The organism is Microbispora corallina (assembly GCF_016863035.1).
GTDB classification, from domain to species: domain Bacteria; phylum Actinomycetota; class Actinomycetes; order Streptosporangiales; family Streptosporangiaceae; genus Microbispora; species Microbispora corallina.
The window spans coordinates 45,902-64,572 of the sequence record NZ_BOOC01000010.1 but is presented as its reverse complement, the minus strand read 5'-3'; the positions used below and the strand labels follow the sequence as shown (position 1 = coordinate 64,572).

Sequence of the window (18,671 nt, the reverse complement as noted above, 5' to 3'; positions counted from 1 at the left end):
TTCTGGAGAGATTCGTGGCGGCGGAGGGAGCGAAATCGCGGGCCGCGGCCATCCGCCGGGCCATCGCCCTCCTCCGCGCCCAGACCGAGCAGGAGTGACCGCACTCCCGGTTGAGGTCCTGGCGCTGGTGTCGCCCGGGGCATCGGGCCGGAGTCACGCGAGGCCGTGCTGATAGGCGAGGACCACCGCCTGGACGCGGTCACGGGCGCCGAGCTTGGCCATGATCCGTGACACGTGGGTCTTCACCGTGGCCTCGCCGACGAACAACTCCGAGGCGATCTCGGTGTTCGACAGCCCGCGGGCCACGAGCCGCCACACCTCGACCTCGCGCGGTGTCAGCGCCCGCACCCCCGGCGGCAGGGAGGCCTGGGCGGGGGCCCGCCGCGTGTACACCTCGATGAGGCGGCGCGTCACCGAGGGGGCGAGCAGGGTGTCGCCCCGGGCCACCGTCCGGATCCCGCTCACGAGCTGCTCGTCCGGGAGGTCCTTCACGAGGAACCCGCTGGCCCCGTCGCGGAGCGCCTCGTACACGTACTCGTCCAGGTCGAAGGTGGTGAGCATGACGACGCGGGTGCGGGAGCCGCCGGCGAGGATCGTCCGTGCGGCGGCAAGCCCGTCCAGCCGGGGCATGCGGATGTCCATCAGCACGACGTCGGGGTCGAGGTCGCGGGCGAGCGTCACGGCCTCCTGTCCGTCGCGGGCCTGGCCGACGACCTCCATGTCCGGTTCGGCCGACAGGATGGTGCGCAGCCCCGCAAGCACGAGTGTCTGGTCGTCGGCGAGCAGAACGCGGATCGTCACGACGACGCCTCCAACGGGATCGACGCGGAGACGTGGAAGCCTCCGTCGGGGCGGGGGGCGGCCCGGAACGTGCCGCCGCAGGCCGCGACCCGCTCGGCCATGCCGGTGAGACCGTGTCCGCCGTGCGTGACGGCGGCGGGCCGGTACGCCGGTGGGCCGTTCGTGACGTCGAGCGACAGACGGCGTTCGGCTCGGACGATCCGGACGCGCACGTACGCTCCGGGGGCATGCCGGGCGACGTTGGTCAGCGCCTCCTGGGTGAGTCGGTACACCGCCGCGTCGACGGCGCGGGGTAGCGGCGCCACAGCCGGAGCCGGGGCGAGAGGCGCCGCCGGCGCGGAAGGCCCAGCCGGGGCCGGGTAGGGAGCCGACGCGAGAGACGGAGCTGGGACCGGGGCGGGAGGCGGCGCCGCGGCCACGCGTGCCTCCTCGCCGTCACCCCCACCGGGGGCGGCGCCGCTGCGCGGGCCCGGGTCCGAGCCGGCGCCCGGGCCGCCCGCGGGGTCCACCCGCGGGCCGGGGCCCGAGCCGGGGTCGGGGCCGGGGCTGGGGCTGGTGCTGGGGCTGGTGCTGGGGCTGGTGCTGGGGCTGGTGCTGGGGCTGGGGTCGATGGTGAGCTCTACTCTCAGGCCGCAGGTCCTCGCGCGGTCCACGAGCGTGGGGAGGCCTGCGAGCCCGATCGCCGCGCGTCCGTCCGCGAGCGCCAGCGAGAGCACAAGGGGCCGGAGCTCGTCGAGGGCGTCCGCGACGGTCCGGCGCAGGACGTCGACGTGCTCGGCCGCGAGGGCAGGATCGGCGTCCCAGACGCGGCGCGCGGCGGTGGCCTGCAGGACGATGACGGTCATCATGTGGCCCGCCGCGTCGTGCATCTCCCTGGCGAGACGGGCGCGCTGCTCGGCCAGCGCGGCGCGGGCGTGCTCGCGATGCTCCTCACCCGCGGCGATCGCCGCCTGCGCCCGCGCGGCGAGCACCTCGGTCGCGTCGCGCAGCACCCATCCCGCGCCCCAGCAGCCCACCAGCACGGCGAGCGCGCCGGCGGCCTCCGGGGCGGTGACGGTCCCGGCGCGGCTCACGACGCTGACGGCGATCCCGCCCGCGAGGCAGACGGCCAGGCCCGCGAACGCCCTCCCGAGCGGGCGGCTCGCCCCGGCCAGCAACGGCGACACGATGAGGACGGCCGACGGCGGGAGACCGGCCAGCGGGTCGGGTGAGGCGGTCGCCCAGGTGTAGGCCGCGGCGAAGGCGGAGCACACGGCGGCCGAGGTCACGGGCCGCCGGCGGGCCCAGGCGAGCGGCACGGCGATGCCCGACGCGAGGAGCGTGTGTGCGGTCCGTTGGGCGAGGCCGGGAGGGCCGCCGGCGAGTTCGGGCGCCACGAGCCCGGCGAGCACGCATCCGGCGAGGACGGCCAGCACCGCGTCCAGCCGGTAGGGGCGGAGCACGGCCCAGCGGGTGAGCCGGACCTGTCCGACGTCGTCGGACAGGTCCGTGAGGGCGAGGGCCTGCCGCACCTGCGCGCGCAGCAGGGCGACCGGCTGGACGGGCTCCTTGCCGCCGCCCTCGTCCCTTTCCCGCAGGCCGCCCACCAGAGCCCGCAGCCTGGTCAGCATGTCGCGGCCGAGGCTCTCCAGCGCGCGGACGTCGGCCAGTCCGTCGACGGCCGCGTGCCTCCTGGCGTCGTCCAGGCCGGCGAGCAGGACCGCCAGCGCGGCGAGGATGCCCTCGCGTTCCCGGGCGAGCTCGGCGGCTATCCGGTCGTCGCGGCCGGCGCGCAGCCGTTCACCGCCGGCGTCGAGACGGTGTGCCAGCCGCCGGCGGGCGCCCACGATCCCACCGACCGAGGCCGGCGCCACGACCAGCAGGACGATCAGGAACGCGTCCGCGGTCGCGTGCGCGTACCCCTGCGAAGGGGTCAGGTACTGCGCGGCCGCCACCCCGGCGGAGGCGAGAGCCATGCCGCCCACGAGCGACCAGGTCGCGGCGTGAGCGCCGAGCGAGTAGGCGGCCACCATCAGGGCGAGGAACACCGGGCCGGGGTTGCCGTGCGGGACCGCGGCGGCCTCGACGAGCGCGACCGTCACCACGACGGCGACGGTGGTGAGGGGGCTTCGTCGGCGCCGGGCCAGGATGAGCAGGCCGAGCGCCGCGATCACGGCGCCGACGCGGCCGCTGAGCCCCTCCGGTCCGTCGAACGCCGCGACGACGGCCATCGCCGCCGCGATCGCGGCCCCCAGGAGCAGGTCGGCGTCCACGGAGGCGGGCGGGAACGCGGACAGCGCCGAGGCGAACCGCCCGCGAACCGCGCCGGACGGCGGTCCGGAGGGCGCGGAGATCGGCCTCGGGAACATGCTCATCGCCCGCACGATAGGCGACGCCGGTCCCGGGCGTCGTCCCACCCCGGTCGGATTTCCGGCTCGCACGACGGGCGGACCCGGATCTCCCCGCGTGGCCGGACGACGGGGATGCCGTGCGCTCCTAGCGTCATGCGGGTCATCCCCCTACGACGAGGAGAGTTCGACGATGACCGCACAGACGCACGCCCCTGCCTCCGGCCCACGGCCGTATCTGCTGGCCCGGATCGGGCTCCTCACCGGCGCGGCGGCGGCCGCTGTGCTCGCCCTGCTGGATCTGTTCACGACCGTCCCCGAGCACGACCGGATCGTCGACGTCGCCGACTACGCGTTCACGGTGGACGGGTTCCCGCTGATCGGCGCCCTGCTGGTGTCGGTCGCGGCGATCCACTCGCTGCACGAGGGCCGGGACGGCAGGCTCGGCACGCTCGCCCTGATCCTGACGACGGCCGGCACGATCGGCTTCGTCCCGCCGCTCGTGGCGTCGCTGTTCAGCGCCGACGCCGAGTCGCTCGGCCCGCTGTACCTGCTGTCGATGCTCGTGTCGCTGGTCGGCGTGGTGCTGTTCGCCGTCGCGCTGCTGCTCGCCAAGGTGCTGCCGTGGTGGGCGGGCTTCTCGCTGGCCGTCGGCTGGGTAGTCGGCGGGCCGGTGGGCGAGGGCGGACCGCTGGGCTTCCGCGGCTCGGCTCTGCTGCTCGCCGCGGCCTACGTCGCGGTGTACGCCGCGGTCGCCGTGGTGGTGTCGCGGCGCGCTCGGGAGCGTGCGGCGAGTCGCTGAAGTGCGGCGCCGGCTACGAGGTCGGGGACGGCTGCGGCGGGACCGGCGGCGTCGGCGGGGCGGGCGGAGCGGACGGGACCGGCGGAGCCGGCGGGGCCGAGGAGGTCGCGCCGGGGCCGGGCATGTCGCAGCGGAAGCCGGTGGGGGTCCGCTGGCAGAACCGGGGAAGTCCGCCGTCGCGCTGCCCCGGCCCCCCTGGCCCCCCCGGCATCCCCGGCATCCCCGGCCCGAAGCGGCGACCGAACGGGGCGCCCTTCTGGCCGGGGCCCCGCTCCTCCCAGCTCACGCGGTAGTAGTGGTCGTGGGCGCGGTGCCACAGGGCGGTGCCGGCGGCCACGGCGCCGCCGCCCAGCAGGACGCCGATGAGCAGCCCGGCCAGGCCGACCGCGACGAACGGCCCTCGGCGGCCCGGCGGCGGCAGGGCGCGGGAGAGGGCGGTAGGGGGCTGCGCCGGCGGCGGGGCGCCCCATCCGGGCGCGTTCCACCCGGCGCCGCCCGGGCCGTAGGCGTAGCCGCCCCCGGGTCCCGGGCCGTAGGTGTGAGCCGGGCCGCCGGGTCCGGTGGCGAAGCGCGCGTCGGCGACCCCGGGTGCGCCTGCCGCTCCGCCGGCCGCTGCCTGCGGATGAGCGGCCGATCCCGCTGCCGGCGCGGGGGTCGTGTAAGCCGTGGTGCCCGTCCCCTGCCCGTGCGCCTCATCGGCCGGTCCTGCGGCCTCGGCGGCGGGACCTGGTGCGGGTGCGCCTGATGGCGCGGAGGTCGTGTAGGCCGTGGTGCCCGTCCCGTGGCCGTGCGCCTCATCGGCCGATCCGGCGGCCTCGGCCGGGTCGGCCGGGTGGGCGGCGGAGGTCGGAGCAGTGGGCTCGGCGGCGGGGTCGTGGGGGGCGGCGGACGACGCCGGAGTCTCCCCAGGCTCCGGGCCGCGCGACTCGTCCTCGGCGCCGCGCGGCCCTGCGTCGTGATCCGCCATCACAGATCTCCCTTTACCCCGATCCAGCGAAGCACCCCCGCCAGTAAGAATGCGCCGAGATCCGTAAGGACGGCGTAAACGGGGCCGAACCTGCGACCTGAGTCGTACAAGGGGATCCGCCGCAAGGCTGACCAGCGCTGAGCAGCCGATACGTATGGTTGTAGGCGTGTTCGGCAGACTGCGCGCCTGGGGTGCGCACCACAGCGCCCTGGTGGACGCGCTCACCGTGTCGCCGGTGGCGCTGATCTGCCTGCTGTCGGCGTCGGCGTTCTCCTCACCGGGGTCGCCGGTGCACCTCGGCAGGTCGGGCATCCTGCTGCTGTCGTTCGTGCTCATGGTTCCCCTGCTGTGGCGGCGCCGGTATCCGCGCGAGGTGTTCGCGGTCGTCGCGCTGCTGTGCTTCGGGCAGTGGGTGGCCGACATCCAGATCGTGCCTGGGGACCTCGCCGTGCTGATCGCGATGTACGCCGTGGCCACACGGTGCACGCCGCGCTGGGCGGTCGCGGCGGGGCTGGTCGCCGAGTTCGGGCTGCTGCTGGCCGTCGTGCGCTGGTGGGGGGACACGCTGCGGGCGCTCCCGTCGTTGTCGGTGTTCGTCGTCGCCATCTGGATCGCCGGGATCTACGTCAACACCCGCCGCCGGTACGTCGAGAGCCTGGTCGAGCGGGCGGAGCGGGCCGAGCGGGAGCGCGACCAGCAGGCGCGGATCGCGGCCTCGGCGGAGCGGGCCCGCATCGCGCGGGAGTTGCACGACGTGGTGGCGCACAACGTCAGCGTGATGGTGGTGCAGGCCGACGGGGCGGCGTACGCGATGGACACCGACCCCGACCAGACGCGCCGGGCGTTGCACGCGATCTCGGCGACGGGGCGGCAGGCGCTGACGGAGATGCGGCGGCTGGTGGGGGTGCTGCGGCAGGACGCCGGGAGCCCGGCCGAGGAGTACGCCCCCCAGCCGGGGGTGGCGCAGCTCGCGGAGCTGGTGAAGCAGGTCACGGAGTCGGGGCTGCCGATCGAGTTCGCGGTGTCGGGGACGCCGCGCGACCTGCCGGAGGGCGAGCAGCTGGCGATCTACCGCATTGTGCAGGAGGCCCTGACGAACACGCTGAAGCACGGCGGGCCCGGCGCGCGGGCGCGGGTGGACGTGCGGTTCGCGGGCGGCCAGGTCGAGCTGCGGATCCGGGACGACGGCCGGGGCGCGGCCGCGCCCCGTCTCGAGGGGGGCCACGGGCTCATCGGCATGCGGGAGCGGGTCGCGATGTACGGCGGCGTGGTCGAGGCGGCGCCCTCCCCGGGCGGCGGGTTCCAGGTGGTGGCGCGGATCCCGGTCGGCGTGGCCGCGTGAGCCGCCGTACGGTGTCGCGGGTGCGAGGAGGCGGCGTGGCGGTGAGGTGTCGGTGAGGTGGCGGTGATCCGGGTCATGCTGGTCGACGACCAGGAGCTGGTGCGGACGGGGTTCCGGATGGTCCTGGGGGCGCAGCCGGACATCGAGGTCGTCGGCGAGGCGGCCGACGGCCGGGCGGCCGTCGAGACGCTGCGGACGCTGGAGGCCGACGTGGTGCTCATGGACGTCCGTATGCCCCGGATGGACGGCGTGGAGGCGGCCCGGCTCATCTGCGCGACCCCGGGCGGCCCGCGGGTCCTCATCCTGACGACGTTCGACCTGGACGAGTACGCCTTCGCGGCCATCAAGGCGGGGGCGTCGGGGTTCCTGCTCAAGGACGTGCCGCCGGCGGAGCTGGTGACCGCCATCCGGTCGGTGCATTCGGGGGACGCCGTGGTGGCTCCGAGCACGACGCGGCGGCTGCTCGACCGCTTCGCTGTGCTCCTGCCGGAGGGCGACGCGCGCACGCGGGACGCGGGGCTGCTGACGGCGCGCGAGCGGGAGGTGCTCTACCACGTGGCCCGGGGCCTGTCGAACAGTGAGATCGCGGCGCGGCTCCACCTCGCCGAGGCGACCGTGAAGACCCACCTCGGACGCATCCTGGCCAAGCTGGGGCTGCGCGACCGGGCCCAGGTGGTCGTGTACGCGTACGAGACGGGTGTCGTGACGCCCGATCGTCCTCACGGCTGACGGACGCGTACCTCAGAAGTCGCACACGGCTCGCGACGCCCTCCGGGAGGGGCAGCCGAAGCCCGTCCGGCAGGCCGAGGAAACGCGGAGATCGCGCCCCTAGCGTGATCTCATGACCACAGCAACCGATGTCCGCACCGCAGTTGTCGCGCGAGGACTCACCAAGGTGTACGGCGAGGGCGACGCGGCGGTGCACGCCCTGCGCGGGATCGACGTCGGCTTCGCCTCCCAGGCGTTCACGGCCATCATGGGCCCGTCCGGGTCGGGCAAGTCGACGCTGATGCACTGCCTCGCGGGGCTCGACTCGGTGACGGACGGCGAGGTCCGCATCGGCGACGTCGAGATCACCGGCCTCGGCGACAAGCAGCTCACGATGCTGCGGCGTGAGCGCGTCGGGTTCGTCTTCCAGGCGTTCAACCTGTTGCCGACGCTCACGGCCGAGCAGAACATCCGGCTTCCGCTGGAGATCGCCGGGCGGCAGGCCGACCAGGCCCTGTTCGACCGGGTGATCGAGACGGTGGGCCTGCGCGACCGCCTCAGGCACCGGCCGAGCGAGCTGTCGGGCGGCCAGCAGCAGCGGGTGGCGGTGGCGCGGGCGCTCATCAGCAAGCCCCAGGTCATCTTCGCGGACGAGCCCACGGGCAACCTCGACTCCCGCAGCGGCGCCGAGGTGCTGTCGTTCCTCCGCCGTTCGGTGCGCGAGCTCGGGCAGACCATCGTGATGGTCACCCACGACCCGGTCGCCGCGTCGTACGCCGACCGGGTGGTGTTCCTGCGGGACGGGCTGCTGGTGAGCGAGCTGGAGCGGCCGACGCCGCAGGGCGTCCTCGACACGCTCGTGGCACTGGAGGCCTGAGCCGTGTTCAGGACCACTCTCGCCGGGCTCCTGGCGCACAAGCTGCGCCTGCTGCTGACCTCACTGGCGATCACGCTGGGGGTCGGCTTCATCGCCGGCACGTTCGTGCTGACGGACACCCTGCAGGCGGGCTTCTCGCAGAAGTTCGCCGCGGACGCCGACAAGGTCGACGTGGTCGTCCTGGCGAAGGACGACGCGCTGCGGGAGAGCGTTCTGGCGGCCGTACGGAAGGTGCCGGGGGTGCGGGACGCGCAGCCCGTCGTCGCCGGCGCCGCCGCCCTGATCGGCAGGGACGGCAAGGCCGTGGGCGACGTCCCCACCGCCGGTGTGTCGATTCCCGCGGGACGGCTCACGGTGACGGCGGGCCGGGCGCCCGCCTCCGACGACGAGGCCGTGCTCGACCGGAACACGGCGAAGGCCCAGGGGTTCTCCGTGGGCGGCACGATCTCCGTGCTCGACCACGAGAACGCGCGGCATGAGTTCCGGCTCGTCGGGCTGTTCGACGTGGGCGTCGACCAGGACCTCGCGTACCGGGGCGCGGTGGACTTCACCGCCGCGGCCGCTCGCCGCATGACGGGCGAGAAGGGCTACCGGGAGATCGACGCGGTCACGGCGGGCCCGTCGCCCGAGCGGCTGCGCGACGTGGTCGCCTCGGCCGTCGGGCCGTCGGCCGATGTGAAGACCGGCAGGCAGCGGGCCGACCAGCTGGCCCAGCGGGCGGGGACGGACACCCGGTTCCTGACGGTGGGGCTGCTGCTGTTCGGCGTGGTGGCGCTGCTCGTGGCCGCCCTCGTCATCTACAACACGTTCAACATCCTGGTGGCCCAGCGGATGCGGGAGATGGCCCTGCTGCGCTGCATCGGGGCGACCAGGCGGCAGGTGTTCGGCTCGATCGTGCTGGAGTCGGCCGTCGTCGGGCTGATCTCGTCGGTCGCCGGGCTGCTCATCGGGCTCGGGCTCGGGGCGGCGGCCATCCTCGTCATCGGCCGGCTCGGCACCGACCTGCCGGGCGGGACCGCCCGTCTCACCCCTCAGACGATCGTCATCGGGCTCGCCACGGGGATCCTCGTCACCGTGGGCGCGGCGCTGCTGCCGGCCCGTACGGCGACCAGGGTGCCGCCGATCGCGGCGCTGCGCACCCAGGTCGAGGAGCACACGTTCCGCGCCGGCGTCGTCCGGGTCGTGTTCGCCGCCCTGTTCGGCCTCGCCGGAGCCGGGCTCACCGCGGCGGCCGTGCTCATGCCGCCGGGCGAGACCGGGCTCATGGTCGTCATGGCGGGCGGCGTGCTCGTGTTCTTCGCCGTACTGATCCTCGGCCCGGTGCTGGTCAGACCGTTGAGCGGCCTGGCGGGGTGGCTGCCGGGGCGGTTGTTCGGGGTGCCGGGACGGCTCGCCGTGGACAACTCGCGCCGCAACCCCAAGCGGGCGGCGACCACGACGGTCGCGCTGACCATCGGCGTCACGCTGATGACGTTCATGTCCGTGCTGACCGCGACCGTACGGGCGACGGTGGGCGACGAGCTGGACCGGCAGTTCCCGGCCGACTACCTGGTCGCCGCCCAGTCGGGCACGGTGCCGCGGTCGGTGGCGGACGCGCTGCGCGCCCGGCCGGAGCTGGCGTCGGTGACGGAGTTCCGCGCGAAGGACGGCACGCTGAACGGCGACGAGGACCAGATCGGGACCGTGACGCAGTCGTCGCTCGGCACGGCCGTCAAGCTGCAGGCGACCTCGGGCACCCTCGACGGCTTCGGACACGGCCAGGTCGCCCTGAACGAGTCGACCGCCAAGAACCTCGGCGTCGGCGTCGGCGACACCGTCACGATCGGAGGGAGCAAGGGCGAGGCGAAGGCGCGGGTGGTGGCGGTGCTGTCATCCGACCTGTCCCTGCTGCCCTCGGTGACCGTGCCGGAGCAGGACTTCCAGCGGTACTTCGGCGCCGTTGACGACGCGCAGATCCTCGTCGACCGCAAGGACGGCGTTCCCGCGGAGACCGCGCACAGGGTCGTGGACGACGCCACCAGGGCCTACCCCGCGGTCAAGGTGGGCAGCACGACGGAGATCCGCAGCCAGTTCGAGGGCGCCTTCGACAGCATGCTGATGATCGTCACCGGGCTGCTCGGGCTCGCGATCGTCATCTCGCTGCTCGGCATCGCGAACACCCTGTCGCTGTCGGTCCACGAACGGACCCGGGAGTCGGCGCTGCTGCGCGCCCTCGGGCTGACCCGGCCGCAGTTGCGGGGCATGCTGTCGGTCGAGGCGCTCGTGCTCGGGCTCGTCGGGGCGCTCGTCGGCGTCGTGCTCGGGACGGTGTACGGCTGGGCCGCCACGCAGACCCTCAGGGACGACATCAGCTTCCGGCTGCCCGTGACGCAGATCCTGCTGTTCATCGTCGCGTCCGCCCTGGCCGGCGTGCTGGCCGCCGTGCTGCCCGCCCGCAGGGCCGCCCGCGCCTCCATCGTGGGCTCGCTGGCGAGCGCCTGAGAAGTCCCGCTCCCATGGCGGCCGGGTAGCTGGGGCCGGCGGGACCGACGACGGAAGGGGTGGGCCGACCGGCCCGCCCCTTCCGTGCGCCGGGGTCAGAGCCGCTGGCCTTGGCGGTCGATGACCACCGCGAACACCCCGGTCACGTCCTCGTACGGCGGTTCGAGGGCCATGTGCCCGCGCTGCGCGTCGATCCAGAGCACCTCGCCCCGGCAGTTGACGGCGTTCCAGGCGTGGCTGCCGCCGCCTGGCCAGCGGGTGATGAGGACGGCGGCGGCGCCGTGCCCGCCGAAGATCAGCCGCTGCGCGATGGCCACGTAGGCGCGGCGGCCGTGCCCCACGTACTCGAAGCGCTGCCCCAGCCACTCCTCGGCCCGGGTCACCCCGCCCGTCTCGCCGGTCAGCAGCGGCCGTCCGTTCGGGTCGAACTCCGGCAGCCGCCGCGCCGCGACCACCGGCTCGCCGTGCCAGGTGGACATGACGGACAGGGCGCAGTCGACGGCGTTGTTCGACCTGAACGGGTCCTCCGACGGCCCCTCGGCGTTGATCAGCCTGATCCACGTGCCCCGGGGGTCGGGGAAGCGTCCGCTCACGGCCTGGACGAGGCTCTGCCGCGTCTCCGGGTCGGGCTCGGCGAGCCCTCCCGGCCTGCCGTACGGGCGGGTGTGCTCCAGCCTCGGCGGGCGGGACGACCGGTCGAGCCAGTCACGCTCCGCCTCGTCGAAGGCGGTCGTCCACAGGCCCTCGACCTGTGTGAACAGCTTCGCGGCCAGGGCGTCCGCCAGCGGGTCGCCGTTCAGGCCGGGCAGCGGCCTGGCCGTCAGCTCGGGGTGCGCCGATCTCGGTTCGGGCCGTGCCGGGCTCCCCAGCAGGTCGGCCATCAGGTCGCCCATGCGCCCGCCCGGGAGGCGATCGGTGCCGGCCTCCGGCCCGTGAGGAACGGCCGTCCCTCCACCGGCCGACCCGTCGGGGTTCGCGGCGACCACGTCCTGAGTCGCGTCCTCGGCGGCTGCGTCGGCTGCGTCGGCCGTGTCGTCGTAGGCCGCGGCCATCGCCTCGGCCTTGAACGCGCGGACCGCGTCCGCCACCGGCGTGCGCCGCACGCTCTGGCTCGGCTGGTGGGCGACGCGGGCCGGGAGGTCGGGGTCCGCCGTGGGCGCGGGCCCGTGAGGCGGTGCCGCGAACCCGGGCTCCCGGTGGTCCGCGGCCACCGGGGCGGCCAGGGGGTACGGCAGCGGATCGGTCGGCGTCTCCGCCCGCACAGCGGTGCTCTCCTCCGCCTCCTCCGGCTGCCGCACCCGTGCCGCAAGGCGGGCCCGGGCCATCACGTCCGGCTCTACCCCGTCCGGTTGCACCGCCTGGCGGGGCGGCACGGCGAGGCCGGAGAGCGGGAACTCGTCGGCGGGCCGCACGCTCTCAAGGGGGTACGCCGTGGCGATCGCGGCCTCCGCCGCGGATTGCCCGGCCCGCCGGGCCGAGACAGGAACGGCGGCACCGGCGCCGTCACCGTCGCCGACCGGGGCGAGGGCGTCATACGCGGCGGCGCCCTGCCCTTCGGCGGACTCGCCCAGAGCATCAACGGGAACGTCCGACCCGGTCCGGTCGTGCTCGTCCAGGTCGGGCTCTTCGTCACCGTCCGGATCGCCCGCGTCCACGGCCTCGGACCGCTCGACCGCGCCACCGCCGTCCGCGGCGTCACCCGTCTGGCCATCTTCCGCCATCGGCACGGGACCCGGCTCGCCACGACCGTCCGCAGCGTCACAGGTCCGGCCATCTCCCGCCATCGGCGTGGGACCGGGCTCGCCGAAGCCGTGCGCGGCGTCTGCGCCGGGAGCGGCGAGACCGGGCCGCTCGTCCGCCAGGCCGGAATCGCGGTGGCCCTCTGAGCTCTGCGACGGAACCGGCGCGGGCGTGGCGGCGTCCCGCACGGTCTCTTCGGCGCCGAGCGCGCCGGGCACCGCGAGGTCCGGGCACGCCTCGGCCGGGGGCGTCGTCTCGCCGGGCTCGTATCGCTCTCCCGGTTCTCCCGGCTCGGAGGCGCAGGCCTGCGCCTCGCCAGCCCGAGACATGGGTAACCCGGCGGCCGCCGGAGCCTCTCCAGGGGCGTCCGGCTCCTCGTCCCCGGACACCGCCGAGGTCTCCTCCGGGACCCGGTCCGTCTGCTCCACGGCACCCGAGACAGCATCCGGATCAGCGTCCGAACGGTCACCCGAGGCGTCGTGGGCGTCTCCGGCGGCGTTCCCCCCGACCGCCGCCGGTGACGTGCCGTTCCCGCCGGTCACGCCGTTTCCCCGGCCGTGCGCGACGGCGACGCCCAAGGCCTGCGCGCCGTTCGTCAGGGCCGGGACGAGAAGCTCCATCCGCCTGTCCTCGAGCGACGGAGCCGGCGCCTCGGCGGCCTGCTCGTAGTCGCGCCACCGGCGGCCGTCCGCCGTCACGACGGGGTTGTACACGCCCGACGGCAACCGCCACCTGGCGTGCCGTCGGGCCCTTTCCTGGTTCACGCGCTGTGGCCCCCTCCCTCGCGCACATCAGGGTGCCGATGCTAGAGGCGGCCCGGCGGACGCTACGGCGGGTTTTTCCAACTCCAGACGTACGGCCCCGTGGTTCGCCCGGAAATGGCCGTCGATGGGCGGTCAGCGAACCTGGACCACGATCGAGTGGTATCCGGTGGCTCCATCGGGGGCGGGCGGCGCCTCCACAGGGGTCTGGGTGTAGCCGGTCACGTCCGTCGCCCGTACGGAAATGGTGTGCCGGCCCTTCGGGAGGTCCTGTTGGATCGACCACTGCCGCCAGGTGTCCGGCCCGGGGACGTCCGCCAGCGTCGCCTGACGCCACGGCCCGCCGTCGACCTGCACCTCGACCGCCGCGACCCCCCGGTGCTGGGCCCATGCGACGCCCGCGATCGTGGTGCGGCCGCCCGAGACGTCGTCCCCGTCCCTGGGCACGTCGATCCTCGACTCGGTCTTGATCGGCCCCTTGGCCGACCAGCCGCGCGGGGTCCAGTAGGCCTCGTCGCTGTCGAACCGGGTGACCTTGATCTCGGTGACCCACTTGGTCGCGGAGACGTACCCGTACAGGCCGGGGACGACCTGGCGCACGGGGAATCCGTGGGCCGCCGGGAGCACCTCGCCGTTCATGGCGACGGCGAGCAGGGCGTCGCGGCCGTCCATGACGATGTCGACCGGGGTGCCGCAGGTCCAGCCGTCCTGGGAGACGCTGAGCAGCATGTCGGCGTCGCGGCGGATGCCGGCCTCGCGCAGCACGTCGGCCAGGCGGGCGCCGAGCCAGCGGGCGTTGCCGATGTACGGCCCGCCGACGTCGTTGGACACGCAGGTGAGGGTGACGTCGGCCTCGACGAGAGGCCGCTTGAGGAGCTCCGCGAAGGTCAGTTCGACGGGCCGGTCCACCAGGCCGTGGATCTTCAGCGTCCAGGCCGCCGGGTCGACCGAGGGCACGACGAGGGCCGTGTCGACACGGTAGAAGTCGGTGTTGGGCGTGACGAACGGCGACAGGCCGGGTATCCGGAAATCGGCCCCCGCGGGGATGGGCCGGGCCGGGACCGCGGCGCGTGGCAGCGTCCGGGCGACGTCCCGGCGGGCCAGGTCGACGTCCCGGAAGCCGGACAGCAGCCGCCCGCCCAGCCCCGCCGCACCGGCGACGCCGACGGTCACCGCCACGCCGGTCAGCAGCCGCCGCCGGTCGAACGCGTAGGGCTCGCCGCCCGCTCGCATGACGGGCGGCCTCTCCGCCGCCGTCCCCTCCGCCTCGCCGCCGGAGTCCGACGTCCCGGCCGGCGCGGTGCGGACGGGCCCGCCTCCCGTGTCGGCGAGGGTGGCCGCGTCGGCGCCCGCCCGTACGGGCTCGGCGAAGGGCGACGTCCAGGCGGTCGTGTCGGCGGGCGCGGCGAGCCGGTCCCACTCCCGCACCTCGGGTTCGGCGCGGCGGAACAGCCGCGTGAGCGCCCACGCGCCCGCCGCGGCCCCCAGGACGGACGGCAGCACGTCGAGCGCCCCCGAGTCGGGGCGGGTGACCGCCGCCACGGCGCCGACGAGCGCGAACACGGCGAGACCGCCCGTGCCGTACCGGATCCGGCGGCGGGCGAGCAGGCCGAGCCCGGCGGCGACGAGCGCGAGCACGACGAGGATGCCGCCGATCAGCGCGAGCTTGTCGGACGAGCCGAACGTCCGGATGGCCCATTCCTTGAGGCCGGCGGGGGTGGCGTCGACCACGGCGTCCCCGACGGCGACCACCGGGGACGCCTCCGGGTTGGTCAGCCCGGCGACGAGCTGGGACGTGCCCAGCGCCACCGCTCCGGCGGCCACACCCGCCAGGGCCGCCGCCCACGCGGGCACGCGGAAGGGTTGTGCGTTCACACGTCGAACGCTACGCCCGGCCGCCGGCCGAGGTCTTACGGGCCGATTACGCGACCGAGGCGGGGCCGTCCGCCGGTCAGGCGAGGACCCTGCCCATGATCAGGGCGAGGGCGCGGAAGGCCTTGCCGCGGTGGCTGATGGCGTCCTTCTCCTCGGCCGACATCTCGGCCGTCGTGCGGGTCTCGCCGTCCGGCACGAAGATCGGGTCGTACCCGAACCCGTTGCTCCCCCGAGGCTCGCGGATGAGCACCCCGTGGACGAAGCCCTCGACCACGTGCTCCTCCCCGGACGGCAGGGCGAGCGCGGCCGTGCACGCGAAGTGGGCCTGCCGGCGGCCGTCCGGCACGTCGCCGACCTGCGCGAGCAGCAGGTCGAGGTTGGCCTTGTCGTCGCCGTGGCTGCCGGACCAGCGGGCCGAGAAGATCCCCGGCATGCCGTTCAGCGCGTCGACGCAGAGCCCCGAGTCGTCGGCCACGGCGGGCAGGCCGCTGGCGGACGCGACGGCGTGCGCCTTGAGCAGGGAGTTCTCTGCGAAGGTGAGACCGGTCTCGGCGACCTCTCCGATGTGCGGGAACTCCTCGAGCCCGACCAGGTCGACCGGCACCCCGGCCTCGGCCAGGATCCGGCGCAGCTCGACGATCTTCCCGGCGTTGCGCGTGGCCAGGACCACCCTGGTCATGCCGGCACTCCCAGGACCTCGGCCTGCACCCGGGTGAGCTCGGCGCAGCCCGCGGCGGCCAGGTCGAGCAGGCCGTCGAGCACGGCCCGGTCGAACGGCGCGCCCTCGGCCGTGCCCTGGACCTCGACGAACTCGCCCCGGCCGGTCATCACCACGTTCATGTCGGTCTCGGCCTTGACGTCCTCGCTGTAGTCGAGGTCGAGCAGGGGCTCGGAGCCGACGATGCCGACGGAGACGGCCGCCACCGAGTCGACCAGGGGGTCGCCCGGGCACATCCGCCGCTTGCGCATCCAGGCCACGGCGTCGGCGAGCGCGACGTACGCGCCGGTGATCGCGGCCGTCCGGGTGCCGCCGTCGGCCTGCAGGACGTCGCAGTCGAGGAGGATCGAGTTCTCCCCCAGGGCCTTGTAGTCCACGCAGGCCCGCAGGGACCGGCCGATCAGCCGGGAGATCTCATGGGTGCGCCCGCCGATCTTGCCGCGGACCGACTCGCGGTCACTGCGGGTGTTCGTGGAGCGGGGCAGCATGGCGTACTCGGCGGTGACCCAGCCGAGCCCGCTTCCCTTGCGCCAGCGGGGGACGCCGGTCTCGACGGTCGCGGCGCACAGCACCTTCGTCCCGCCGAACTCGACCAGCACCGATCCCTCGGCGTGGGCGAGCCAGTCACGGGTGATTGTCACAGGACGAAGCTGGTCGGGCAGGCGACCGTCGATACGAGCCATAGTGGTCACCCTAGGTCATAGACGGCCCCGCTCCGCGCCAACTCCATCCGGCCGCCGAACCCGCCGTCCGCCGCCTCCTCCAGGACGCGGCGCGGGTCGTGCCAGGGGACGAGGTGCGTGAGGACCAGCGTGCCCACCCCGGCCCGCGCCGCGTGCTCGGCCGCCTGCCGGCCGGTCAGATGGAGGCCGGGGGTCAGCGACGGCCCGTCGAGGAAGGACGCCTCGCACAGCAGCAGGTCGGCCTCGTGGGCCAGCTTCACCAGTTCGGCGGACTCGCCCGTGTCGGCGGAGTACGCCACCGAGCGGCCCCCGTGGGAGACGCGGACGCCGTACGTCTCGACGGGGTGGTTCATCGGCGCGGCCGTGACCTCGAACGGGCCGATGTGCCGGGTGCCGGCCGACAGGCGGACGAAGTCGAAGGAGCTCTCCAGGACCGGCTCGTCCGGCATGCCGTACGCCGCGTTGAGCCGCCTGGCGGCCCCTCCGGGGGCGTGCACCGGCACCCTCGGCAGCGGGCCCCGCGGCGTGTAGGTCCGTACGACGTGGTAGGCGCACAGGTCGAGGCAGTGGTCGGCGTGCAGGTGGGACAGCAGGATCGCGTCGACGTCGTACAGGCCGAGGTGCCGCTGGAGCGCCCCGAGCGCGCCGTTGCCGAAGTCGACCAGCAGCCGGAAGCCCTCGGCCTCCAGGAGATAACAGGAGGAGGGGCTGTCGGGGCCGGGGAAGCTGCCCGAGCACCCGATGATCGTCACCTTCATCGCGACCTCCCAAAGCCGGCCTCGCCGGGGCGGACGCCCACCGGCGCGGGCTCCACGGACTGGATCTCGGGCCCGAGGAACCGCTGCCCCAGCTCTTCGAACAGGGCCGTGTCGCCCGTGGCGCGGAAGCGGTGCACCGGGTGGGCCTCGCCGTTGGACAGCCCCCGGTCGAGCAGGATCCGGTAGACGTCCTTGGCGGTCTCCTCCGCGCTGGACACGAGCGTTACCCCGTCTCCGGCGACGTATGACAGGGCGCCGGTCAGCAGGGGGTAATGGGTGCACCCGAGGACGAGCGTGTCGCAGCCGGCGTCCTGGATCGGCTTGAGGTAGCCCCGGATGACCTCGATGAGCTCGTCGCTCATCGTCTCGCCGCGCTCGACGAAGTCGACGAGCAGCGGAGCGGCGACCGTGACGAGCTCGATCTGCGGGGCGGCGGCGAACGCGTCGTGGTAGGCCATCGACTCGACGGTGGCCCGCGTGCCGATCACGCCGACCCTGCCGTTCCTGGTCGCCTGGGCGGCCCGGCGGGCGGCGGGCTGGATCACCTCGACGACCGGGACGTCGTACCGCTCCCTGGCGTCCCTCAGCACCGCGGAACTGGCGCTGTTGCAGGCGATGACCAGCATCTTCACGTCGTGCTCGACGAGGTGGTCCATCACCTCCAGCGCGTACGCGCGGAGCTCGGCTATGGTCTTCGGCCCGTACGGCTGACGCGCCGTGTCGGCCACGTAGAAGATCGATTCATGGGGCAGCTGGTCGATGATGGCCCGGGCGACGGTCAGGCCGCCCACCCCGCTGTCGAAGATCCCGATGGCCCCGCTGTTGTCCGGCACGGTTCCCAAGGTTAGGGGACCGCCCGGAACCGATCACGGTAAGAATCCTCACACGGCGGGAAACTCTCAGCCCCTGCCCACCCGGGCGAGCTGGCGTGACTGGGCGACCAGGCGGCCGGCCGCGTCCCACACCTCGACCTCCTCGTCGAACCAGCCGTCGCTGACGAGCCGCCCGCCGCCGATGAGCGTCAGCCACCCGGGCGCGGGCAGCGCCCGCAGATGCCAGGTCAGCTCGACCGTCGGGGCCCACCCGCGTCCCCCGGCCGAGAACACGACGGGCGGCAGCGCGTCCACCGCGAGCGCCAGGACGTACGGGTCGGGGTCCTGCGGCTCGGCCATCCGGAAGTACGCCCGCGACTCGGGCCTGCCCGTCGGCTCGCCCGAGAGCCATCCGATCGTCGGGGGGTCGAACAGCAGCTCCACCTGGGCGTTGAAGTTCATGTTCGACTCGGGCTTCGGGTCCGGCAGCCGCACGCAGCCGTCCGAGGCCGGCATCGGCGCCGACGGCGTGTCCGACCAGAACGGCTCGGCCTCCGCGTCGAGGGTGGCCGTGGTGACCAGCGTCTCGATGTACGGCACGCCGTCCCTGACCAGCCGGGCCCGGCTCATGGCGGCGGTCCGCCCCGCCTTGAGCGTCTCGACCTCGACCCTGGCCGGGCCGGGGGCGGGGGCCCGCAGGAACTGGGCGCTCGTCGAGACGGGGTGCGCGTGCGGCGAGGAGTCCACGACCGCCCGCAGGACGGTGGCCAGCAGGTATCCGCCGTTCAGGGGGCCGCCGATGGAGTAGGCGTCGTCGAGGCACACGTCATAGGTCGTGTCGTCGACGCGGATCGCCTGCGTTGCCTCGTCGAACTTCGTCACGGCACCCCTCGCTCTTTTCCCGAATGTTGTTCTGTTCATTACTGTAGCGTGGCGGCTCCCACCGGCCCCCCGAGGGCGGTCAAGTGTGATGCAAGCGACTCGCTAGCGTCCCGGCCTACGGTCGGGGCGACCACCGA

At 74.5% G+C, this 18,671-nt stretch carries 15 protein-coding genes; 5 read left to right on the top strand and 10 right to left on the bottom strand.

Annotation, left to right across the window (positions count from 1 at the left end):
• Positions 1-153: 153 nt before the first annotated feature.
• Both Mco01_RS13430 and Mco01_RS13425 read right to left on the bottom strand, forming a co-directional pair.
• The gene (locus Mco01_RS13430) at positions 154-801 is read right to left on the bottom strand and encodes a response regulator (RefSeq protein WP_204057219.1); all 648 of its coding nucleotides are present in this window, start codon (positions 799-801) and stop codon (positions 154-156) included.
• Entirely contained in the window at positions 798-3,155 is a 2,358-nt protein-coding gene (locus Mco01_RS13425) for a sensor histidine kinase (RefSeq protein WP_204057218.1), read from the bottom strand. Before Mco01_RS13425 ends, Mco01_RS13430 begins: the two co-directional genes overlap by 4 nt.
• A 166-nt stretch (positions 3,156-3,321) precedes the next feature.
• Here Mco01_RS13425 and Mco01_RS13420 point away from each other — a divergent pair, with 166 nt between their 5' ends.
• Complete coding sequence (locus Mco01_RS13420) at positions 3,322-3,930, top strand: hypothetical protein (protein ID WP_204057217.1); 609 nt, start codon at positions 3,322-3,324, stop codon at positions 3,928-3,930.
• 13 nt (positions 3,931-3,943) lie between these two features.
• Here Mco01_RS13420 and Mco01_RS13415 read toward each other — a convergent pair whose 3' ends face one another.
• Complete coding sequence (locus tag Mco01_RS13415) at positions 3,944-4,897, bottom strand: hypothetical protein (protein WP_204057216.1); 954 nt, start codon at positions 4,895-4,897, stop codon at positions 3,944-3,946.
• Positions 4,898-5,063: 166 nt separating this feature from the next.
• Between Mco01_RS13415 and Mco01_RS13410 the strand changes: the two genes are divergently transcribed.
• The 4 genes from Mco01_RS13410 to Mco01_RS13395 all read left to right on the top strand — a co-directional run bounded on the left by Mco01_RS13410 (position 5,064) and on the right by Mco01_RS13395 (position 10,305).
• Positions 5,064-6,239 carry a sensor histidine kinase gene (locus Mco01_RS13410; RefSeq protein WP_239103585.1) on the top strand — a complete coding sequence of 392 codons (1,176 nt, stop codon included), beginning with the start codon at positions 5,064-5,066 and terminating at the stop codon, positions 6,237-6,239.
• A 63-nt stretch (positions 6,240-6,302) separates the two neighbouring features.
• Positions 6,303-6,968 (top strand): response regulator transcription factor, encoded by a 666-nt coding sequence (locus tag Mco01_RS13405; protein WP_239103589.1) that lies wholly within the window; start codon positions 6,303-6,305, stop codon positions 6,966-6,968.
• A gap of 112 nt (positions 6,969-7,080) precedes the next feature.
• A complete protein-coding gene (locus Mco01_RS13400) occupies positions 7,081-7,824 on the top strand; it encodes an ABC transporter ATP-binding protein (protein ID WP_204057214.1) in 744 nt (247 codons plus the stop codon).
• A gap of 3 nt (positions 7,825-7,827) precedes the next feature.
• On the top strand, positions 7,828-10,305 hold the full coding sequence (locus tag Mco01_RS13395; protein ID WP_204057213.1) for an ABC transporter permease: 2,478 nt from the start codon (positions 7,828-7,830) through the stop codon (positions 10,303-10,305).
• Positions 10,306-10,400: 95 nt separating this feature from the next.
• Here Mco01_RS13395 and Mco01_RS39080 read toward each other — a convergent pair whose 3' ends face one another.
• The 7 genes from Mco01_RS39080 to Mco01_RS13360 all read right to left on the bottom strand — a co-directional run bounded on the left by Mco01_RS39080 (position 10,401) and on the right by Mco01_RS13360 (position 18,534).
• Positions 10,401-12,809 carry a toxin glutamine deamidase domain-containing protein gene (locus tag Mco01_RS39080; RefSeq protein WP_239103584.1) on the bottom strand — a complete coding sequence of 803 codons (2,409 nt, stop codon included), beginning with the start codon at positions 12,807-12,809 and terminating at the stop codon, positions 10,401-10,403.
• Positions 12,810-12,941: 132 nt separating this feature from the next.
• A complete protein-coding gene (locus tag Mco01_RS13385) occupies positions 12,942-14,681 on the bottom strand; it encodes a molybdopterin-dependent oxidoreductase (protein ID WP_239103583.1) in 1,740 nt (579 codons plus the stop codon).
• A gap of 76 nt (positions 14,682-14,757) precedes the next feature.
• Complete coding sequence (gene rdgB / locus Mco01_RS13380) at positions 14,758-15,360, bottom strand: RdgB/HAM1 family non-canonical purine NTP pyrophosphatase (protein ID WP_204057212.1); 603 nt, start codon at positions 15,358-15,360, stop codon at positions 14,758-14,760.
• Complete coding sequence (gene rph, locus Mco01_RS13375) at positions 15,357-16,082, bottom strand: ribonuclease PH (RefSeq protein WP_204057211.1); 726 nt, start codon at positions 16,080-16,082, stop codon at positions 15,357-15,359. Before rph ends, rdgB begins: the two co-directional genes overlap by 4 nt.
• Positions 16,083-16,087: 5 nt before the next feature.
• Positions 16,088-16,840 carry an MBL fold metallo-hydrolase gene (locus Mco01_RS13370; protein WP_204057210.1) on the bottom strand — a complete coding sequence of 251 codons (753 nt, stop codon included), beginning with the start codon at positions 16,838-16,840 and terminating at the stop codon, positions 16,088-16,090.
• A complete protein-coding gene (murI, locus tag Mco01_RS13365; RefSeq protein ID WP_036327319.1) occupies positions 16,837-17,673 on the bottom strand; it encodes a glutamate racemase in 837 nt (278 codons plus the stop codon). The genes Mco01_RS13370 and murI overlap by 4 nt, the downstream gene beginning before the upstream one ends.
• Before the next feature lie 66 nt (positions 17,674-17,739).
• Positions 17,740-18,534 carry a thioesterase family protein gene (locus tag Mco01_RS13360; protein ID WP_204057209.1) on the bottom strand — a complete coding sequence of 265 codons (795 nt, stop codon included), beginning with the start codon at positions 18,532-18,534 and terminating at the stop codon, positions 17,740-17,742.
• Positions 18,535-18,671: the final 137 nt, after the last annotated feature.

Excerpts from the sequence above, each read along its gene's own strand:
- Mco01_RS13425 (WP_204057218.1), bottom strand. The coding sequence starts at position 3,155 with ATGAGCATGTTCCCGAGGCCGATCTCCGCGCCCTCCGGACCGCCGTCC.
- Mco01_RS13420 (WP_204057217.1), top strand. The coding sequence starts at position 3,322 with ATGACCGCACAGACGCACGCCCCTGCCTCCGGCCCACGGCCGTATCTG.
- Mco01_RS13415 (WP_204057216.1), bottom strand. The coding sequence starts at position 4,897 with ATGGCGGATCACGACGCAGGGCCGCGCGGCGCCGAGGACGAGTCGCGC.
- Mco01_RS13400 (WP_204057214.1), top strand. The coding sequence starts at position 7,081 with ATGACCACAGCAACCGATGTCCGCACCGCAGTTGTCGCGCGAGGACTC.
- rdgB (WP_204057212.1), bottom strand. The coding sequence starts at position 15,360 with ATGACCAGGGTGGTCCTGGCCACGCGCAACGCCGGGAAGATCGTCGAG.
- rph (WP_204057211.1), bottom strand. The coding sequence starts at position 16,082 with ATGGCTCGTATCGACGGTCGCCTGCCCGACCAGCTTCGTCCTGTGACA.
- Mco01_RS13370 (WP_204057210.1), bottom strand. The coding sequence starts at position 16,840 with ATGAAGGTGACGATCATCGGGTGCTCGGGCAGCTTCCCCGGCCCCGAC.